Here is a 1,141-nt window from a genome sequence, read left to right on the forward strand (position 1 = left end):
CCGGAGTTCCGCAGCTGAGGTGGCGGTCTAGTACACGAAAATATGGGTTGACCTGCGGATACGCGTGATCGCACGCCGGGTCGGCGTGTGTCTAGTCGGGGGCGTTTTGGCTGGTCAGCCGGGGGTGCCGGGTTCCAGGGTGATGATGCGCTTGGGCTCGGTGACGCCGAGCTTGGCGAGGATGGCGCGTTGGGCGGGGCTGGTCTCGGTGCGCTGACGGAAGGTGCCGGCGGGGCCGGTGAAGGTGCCGACGTGGATGCGCTGGAGTTCCTCGCGCAGGTTCAGCCAGGTGTCGTCGCAGGTGGTCTCGGCGATGCGGATCAGCAGCAACGCGAGCCAGCAGAGCAGGACATGGGCGCGTATCCGGTCTTCCTTGCGGTGGTAGACGGGCCGCAGATCGATGATCGTCTTCATGTCGCGCCAGCCGCGCTCGACTTCCAGCAACTGCTTGTAGCCGGTCGCGATGTCTTCGGCGGACAGGTGCGGGTCGCTGCAGCGCAGCAGGAACTTGCCGTCCAGGCGTTCCTCGGCCTTGATGGCGGCCTTGTCGATCCGCAGCAGGCCGCCGGGGGTGGTGCGCAGGAAGCGGTGCAGGCCGGGTTTGGTCGACAGCTTTCCGCGCAGTTCGGCGCGCTTGGCCGCGGACAGCTTGTCGGAGTTCTTGATCTCCTCTTCGAGCTGGGTGAGCAGGTCGGCGCGGATCGCGGCGTCGCGCGTGGCCTGGTCGGGGTTATGGCAGATGACGAACCGGTCTGGGGTGTCGGGAAGTTGGACCTGCTTGACCTGCATGTTGTCGGCGACGTGTGCGTAGCGGCCCTGTCGGGACAGGGCGGCCTGGGCGGCGGGCGAGCCGGAGCGGATCTTCTCACCGAGGATGTAGTGGCCACCGGCGCGCTGGAGGAAGCGGCGGTTGGTCTCGGAGGCGAAGCCGCGGTCGGCGACCCACACGACGCGGGTCAGCTTCCACTCGCGCAGGTCCTCGCGGACCTGGCGGATCAGGGCCTGGTCGCCGGTGTTGCCGGGCCAGCTCCAGACGCGGATCGGGATGCCGGTGCGGGTGACGGCCATGCCGATGACGACCTGCGGCAGGTCCGGGCGGTGGTCCTTGCTCTTCCCGTACGCGCGGAACGACTTCATGCTC

1 protein-coding gene is annotated in these 1,141 nt (G+C 68.1%); it reads right to left on the reverse strand.

Annotated features, from left to right (window positions below):
* Positions 1–114 precede the first annotated feature (114 nt).
* Positions 115–1,141: IS1634 family transposase (locus tag VXC91_RS45905; protein ID WP_329513254.1), on the reverse strand; the 1,027-nt coding region annotated here is incomplete at its 5' end.

Origin of the sequence: Streptomyces chiangmaiensis, assembly GCF_036281785.1 — a bacterium.
GTDB classification, from domain to species: Bacteria; Actinomycetota; Actinomycetes; order Streptomycetales; family Streptomycetaceae; genus Streptomyces; species Streptomyces chiangmaiensis.